The organism is Prauserella cavernicola (genome assembly GCF_016595675.1).
Classification (GTDB): domain Bacteria; phylum Actinomycetota; class Actinomycetes; order Mycobacteriales; family Pseudonocardiaceae; genus Prauserella_A; species Prauserella_A cavernicola.
Genome location: NZ_JAENJH010000022.1, coordinates 1 through 5,369, shown reverse-complemented (window position 1 = coordinate 5,369; position 5,369 = coordinate 1). Strand labels below are relative to the sequence as shown.

At 69.7% G+C, this 5,369-nt stretch carries 5 protein-coding genes and 1 pseudogene; 2 read left to right on the top strand and 4 right to left on the bottom strand.

What is annotated here, in order from left to right; genetic code table 11:
• Positions 1–193, bottom strand: a pseudogene (locus JHE00_RS35445) (type VII secretion target); the annotation flags it as partial.
• Between the two features lie 389 nt (positions 194–582).
• On the opposite strand from JHE00_RS35445, the gene JHE00_RS34435 reads away from it, so the two are divergent.
• A complete protein-coding gene (locus JHE00_RS34435) occupies positions 583–930 on the top strand; it encodes a beta/gamma crystallin domain-containing protein (protein WP_200326379.1) in 348 nt (115 codons plus the stop codon).
• Positions 931–1,090: 160 nt separating this feature from the next.
• Complete coding sequence (locus tag JHE00_RS34430; RefSeq protein WP_200326377.1) at positions 1,091–2,629, top strand: S1 family serine peptidase; 1,539 nt, start codon at positions 1,091–1,093, stop codon at positions 2,627–2,629.
• A 7-nt stretch (positions 2,630–2,636) separates the two neighbouring features.
• On the opposite strand, the gene JHE00_RS34425 is transcribed toward JHE00_RS34430, so the two are convergent.
• Genes JHE00_RS34425 through JHE00_RS34415 form a run of 3 tightly spaced genes read right to left on the bottom strand, consistent with a single transcriptional unit; the run spans position 2,637 to position 5,085 of the window.
• Entirely contained in the window at positions 2,637–3,326 is a 690-nt protein-coding gene (locus JHE00_RS34425; protein WP_200326375.1) for a GOLPH3/VPS74 family protein, read from the bottom strand.
• Positions 3,327–3,346: 20 nt separating this feature from the next.
• A complete protein-coding gene (locus JHE00_RS34420) occupies positions 3,347–3,949 on the bottom strand; it encodes a response regulator transcription factor (protein ID WP_200326373.1) in 603 nt (200 codons plus the stop codon).
• Positions 3,946–5,085: a sensor histidine kinase gene (locus JHE00_RS34415; protein ID WP_200326371.1), complete on the bottom strand. Its 1,140-nt coding sequence runs from the start codon at positions 5,083–5,085 to the stop codon at positions 3,946–3,948. The genes JHE00_RS34420 and JHE00_RS34415 overlap by 4 nt, the downstream gene beginning before the upstream one ends.
• Positions 5,086–5,369 lie beyond the last annotated feature (284 nt).

Below are 5,369 nucleotides of genomic sequence, written 5' to 3'. Positions count from 1 at the left end.
CATCCAACGCCGAGAGCCCCTCCTCCTCCATCGGATTCACGATCGGAGGCAGAAACGAACACAACAACCCATACGCCGAGTCATCCATACTCACCGTCTCCGCGGCCGACACCGCCACCCCCAACCGGTCGGCGATCCCATCCAGATGACTCGCATGCGCCACCAAATCCGCAGGAACAACCTCATACGACATGAATACAGACTCCCGGGTTCGATGCGCACCGGCCGGCGTCCTTGCCGGCTGCGGCTGCTCAACGGCTACTCAACGTCGGTTCAACGTCAACGCGACGGGGCACCTAGATCATCCACCCGTCCTGAGTCGACCCTAGCCAGGTGCGCCGGAGCGGCCAAGGACCGGTCCACCCGCCTGGTTGATTAATTACGAACGCACACGCCGGTCCGGGACGATCCGACAGTTCCACCTGTGCGAACGGACAGGCGGGCACCGGGAGGGTGGCGCCGGAGCCCGGTGGTGGGAAGAGTCCGTCTTCGGATTGGTCGGTACCAGAGCGGAATGCGGGCCGCCCGCCGATCGATCGATGTCCATTCCTCGTGCCAGGGAAGAGAAAGGTCGCGAGCACCATGCGTACGCGTCTGAAGAGTGTCCTTGCCGGAATCGGTGCGGCTGTCGGTCTGGTCCTCGTGGCTCCGGCCGGGGCGGCCCACGCCATCGACGAGGTGCCGTGCCGCGGCGACGACCTGGTCCAGCTGGACATCAGGTTGAACCCCGACATCGGCACCAACAAGTGCTTCGCCAACGCCGGCGTGAAGGGCGTGGACGTCTCGAGCGTCTACTACGTCAAGGCCGGCAAGTACAAGGTGACGATCAACTACGAGCAGGACGGTCGCTACCACTCGAAGACCTTCAACCCGCGAATGGGACTCGGCTTCGGGAATCCCGTGCGGGTCTACGAGGTGCGCATCTGGTGACGACCGGATGAACACTTCTCGACGAGACCCGCCTGCCCGCGATCCGGGCAGGCGGGTCTCGTTCTTGGGTCGCTCCACTGTGGAGCAGCGTCGTGGTCTGTGACGCAACTGTGGCACGACGGTCGCGGCCCGCGGACATCGGCCGAGCACGCTCTGGTGCATGCGACAACGAACTCTCCTGCTCGGTGTGGTGCTCGCGCTGACCACGACCCTGCTCGCCGCGGTTCCGGCACAGGCGATCGTGGGAGGCACCGAGTCCACCCGGGCCTACTCGTTCATGGGCTCGTTCCAGCCGTCCTTCCCCGCACCGCCTCGCGACGACCAGCACGGGTGCGGGGTGGAGGTTCTCGCCCCGCAATGGGTGCTCACCGCGGGCCACTGCGCGGGCAAGAACCCGACCGGCGCGAGGAACGGCGTTCCGCGCGGCTGGCAGGTCAGGGTCGGCTCGCTCGACACCACCTCGGGCGGTGAGGTGGCCGAGGTCGACCACTACTACCGGCTCGCGACCAGCGACGACGAGGGCGGGTTCTGGGGCAAGGACCTCGCGCTGCTGCACCTGAGCACCCCGGTGGCCGCCGAACCCGTGCGACTCGCCTCGACCACGCCCGCCGAAGGCACCGAGGTCCGGATCATGGGCTGGGGCATGACCTGTGCCGACAGCGAGAATCCCGCGTGCTTCCCCGAACGGCTGCGCGAGGCCGACACCGTGGTGCAGCCGCTGTCCGCGTGCCCCTCGGCCGAACCCACCGGTGAGCTGTGCATCGGCAGCCGCGACGGCAGCGTCGCCGCGAGCAACATGGACTCCGGCGGACCCGCGCTGGTGCGCGAGGGCGACGGCTGGGCGGTGGCCGGTGTGGTCAGCGGCCCCGGCGGCGCGGACGCGCCGACGCTGTTCACCGACGTCACCCGCCACGCCGACTGGATCAACGGCATCATCAGTGGCACCGACGTGCCGCCCGACGACGAGATCCCGAACGTCGAGGGCGCCGTGCAGCTCGACGGCTGCACGGGCTCCGTGGTCCGCACGCCCGCCTCCCGCGACGACGATCCGGCGTTGCTGCTGACCAACGGCCACTGCGTCGAGGGAGAACGGCCCGAGCCGGGCGCCGCGCTGGTCGACCAGCCCGCCGAGCGCGACGTGCCCATCGCCGACGAGCAGGGCTACCCGCAGGTCACGGCCCGCGCGAACCGGCTCGTGTACGCCACGATGACCGGCACCGACGTCGCGCTCTACCGCCTGGACACGACCTACGCACAGCTGGACGTCGAGGGCGCGAAGGTCTTCCGGCTCGCCTCCGAGCCCGTGCGCGCGGGCCAGGAGCTGACGATGGCCTACACGAGCATCCGCCTGCACTGCACCGCCGAGGCCGTGGTGGCGCACCTGCGCGAAGGCGGCTACCAGCAGGACGACTCGATCCGCTACGCAGGCAGCGATGACTGCACCCCGTGGCCGGGCACGTCCGGCTCGGCGCTGCTCGCCGCCGACGGCGACACGGTGGCCGCGATCCACAACACCCACAACGTCGACGGCGAGCGGTGCACCGACGACAACCCGTGCGAGGTGGCCGGGGACGGCACCGTGACGTCGGTGCGGGGGCGCGGCTACGGCCAGCAGGTGCACCAGCTCGCGGCGTGCCTGACCACGGGCTCGGAGCTCGACCTGTCGCGCCGGGACTGCGAGCTCACCGGCAGCGGCTGACCCGTGCTCAGTTGGTGGTCGCCACGGTGACCGCGACCGTGACGGCGGCGGTGGACGCAGCGATCCCCGCCGCCGTCCTGGCCACCACGGTGCTCACGGCCTCGGCGCCCCAGTTGCCCTCTTCGAGCGCCTTCGCGCGCTTGTAGACCGTGCCCGACCAGTTGATCGGAGGCCGCAGGCTGGGCAGCGCGCCGCTCGCGGAGAGCAACGCGATCAGCGCGGCGGTGCGTGCGGAGTCGGGCTCCGCGCCCTCCTCCAGCACGGCGCGGATCTTGCGCCGCAGCTCGGCCTCGTGCCCGGTGTCCACGGCAGGCAGCCTCGTCGCGGGGAACAGGCCCAGTACCTTCTTCTTCTCGCGGCGGATCTGCCCGCGTTCGACCAGCCGGTCGACCATCGTGTTCAGCAAGCCGGCGCCGATGTCGAGCAGCAGCGGCTGGACGCGCCGGGTGCGCTCGGCGACCTTGTCGTAGGCGTCCTGGAGCACCGGGTCCGGCAGCGGGCCGTCCCCGTCGGTGAAGACCTTGGGGCCGTTCAGGGCGGCCTTGCCGTCGGAGGTGACCCTGCCCAGCAGCGCGAGCTCGACGAGCACGGCGCCACCCAGCGTGTAGGGCAACGTGCCCGCGGCCGAGGGCGTGCCGGTCTCGTCGTCGAGCAGCAGCATCGTGAGGTCCTCGACGAGCAGCATGTCGTCCCGCATGGTTCTCGCTTTCTCCGCGCTCACAGCCAGTCGTGCTCGCGCGCGTACCTGGCCGCCTCGTGCCGGCTCTGGGTCTGGGTCTTCTGCATGGCGTTGGACAGGTAGTTGCGCACGGTGCCCTGCGCCAGGTGGAGCTGCGAGGAGATGTCGGCGACGGAGTAGCCCTCGCCGGTGGCGCGCAGCACGTCGATCTCGCGGTCGGTCAGCGGGCAGTCGTCGACAACGGCGAGTGCCGAGACGTCCGGGTCGATCCAGCGCTTGCCTCCGTGCAGCGCGGTGATGACCGCGGTGATGTGCGAGGGCTCGGCGGACTTGCTGACGAAGCCCTGCACGCCGAGTTTGAGCGCCTTGCGCAGCACGCCGGGCTTGGCGTGGCGCGTCAACATGAGGATGACCTGGTTCGGCCTGGTCTTGCGGATCTCCGCGACGGCGCCGAGCCCGTCGACGCCGGGCATCTCGAGGTCGATGACCAGCACGTCGGGCTCGTGGCGCAGCGTGGCGTGCACGGCCTCCTCGCCGTTCTCCGCCTCGGCGAGCACGGTGATCTCGCCCTCGAGCGGGAGCAGCGAGGCCATGGCCTTGCGGAGCAGGGCTTCGTCGTCGGCGAGCACCACGGTGGTCATCGGTTCTCCTGAGCGTCGAAACGGTGCGGGATCGCCGCTGCCGTCAGGAACTGCCCGTTGCTCTGCTGCACCGTCAGTTCACCTCCGTCGGCGGCGACGCGTTGTTCGAGAGCGGCCAGCCCGCGCAGCTCGGGCAGCGGTGCGTGCTGGGCGCCGTCGTTCACGATGCTGATACTCCACTCCGCCAGCGTGATCCGCACGCGCGTGGCCTGGGCGTGCCGCAGGATGTTGGTGGTGGTCTCGCGCAGCACCTGGCCGAGCAGCTCGCTCGCGGCGGCGGCCACGTCGGCCTCGCGGTTGATGCGCACGTGGATGCCCGCGGCCTCGAAGAGGTTCCTCGCGTTCTCCAGCTCGGCGGAGAGATTGAGCCTGCGCTGGGCGTAGGCGAGTTCCTTGGTCTGGGTGATGGTGTCGGCGACGAGCGCGTGGATCTCGCGCAGCTCCTCCTTGGCCTTCTCGGCGTCGGTGTCCACCAGCTTCTGCGCGAGTGCGGTCTTGAGCTTGACCACGTGCAGTGTGTGGCCCTGGATGTCGTGCAGGTCGCTGGCGAAGCGGACACGTTCCCGGATGACGGCCAGCTCCGCCTCCCGCTCCCTGGCCTCCTCGAGCTCCTCGACGACGTCGTAGAAGCGCTTGTTGGGAAACATCAGCCCGAGCGTCACCGCGGTGACACCGGTGGGCACCAGGATGAACTGGAACAGGACACCGGCGACGTCGCCGGGCTCCACCAGGAACCGCAGCGCGCCCGCCCCGGCCACGAAGACGACCAGAGCGGCCGCGGCCGCTCCCCGGTGCCGGGGCAGCTGGGGGATCACGGCGGAACCCACGTAGGAGATCCCGAAGAAGGCCGCACTGCCGCCGATCAGCAGCACCGAGGCGGGCCACACCGCCGCGACGACGAGCAGGCACGGCACCGCGACGCGCAGGAGACCGCCCGACGCCCAGCGTATGAAGGCCACCAGCGTCGCCACCACGGCCGCGCTCAGGATGATGGCGTGCCACCACTCCCGCGCGTCGATCACCACCACCGCCGCACCCGCGACCACGAACAGTGGGAGGAACATGGTGATGTTGATCTTGCGAAGCTGGCCCTGTGCCGGTTCGATGCCGTCGGGTTCCTCGGGCACCGGGCTCATCGAACCCCGTCCCGCGGCCGGGCGCCCGCGCCGCGGCTGTCCACATCGGCCGGACCCGTGGTCGCCGGCGTCGCGTGGTGGTCGGGCATGGTCGGCGCTCCTGGATCGAACTGCAGTGCGCTCTCCAGTATCGGCCCCAGGGGCACGCTTCCACTAGTGACACTGCGTCATATGTTCACCCCAAGGAATGTCATGGGGGATTGATGACGTGGTTGCACTGGCAGTTGTGGGCTGGTGGCGCTGTGATTGTGGCATGACTTCCACGGCAGTGATCGATGTTGAGC

Coding starts and splice junctions, on each gene's coding strand:
- JHE00_RS34430 (WP_200326377.1), top strand. CDS start 1,091: ATGCGACAACGAACTCTCCTGCTCGGTGTGGTGCTCGCGCTGACCACG.
- JHE00_RS34425 (WP_200326375.1), bottom strand. CDS start 3,326: ATGCGGGACGACATGCTGCTCGTCGAGGACCTCACGATGCTGCTGCTC.
- JHE00_RS34420 (WP_200326373.1), bottom strand. CDS start 3,949: ATGACCACCGTGGTGCTCGCCGACGACGAAGCCCTGCTCCGCAAGGCC.
- JHE00_RS34415 (WP_200326371.1), bottom strand. CDS start 5,085: ATGAGCCCGGTGCCCGAGGAACCCGACGGCATCGAACCGGCACAGGGC.
- JHE00_RS34435 (WP_200326379.1), top strand. CDS start 583: ATGCGTACGCGTCTGAAGAGTGTCCTTGCCGGAATCGGTGCGGCTGTC.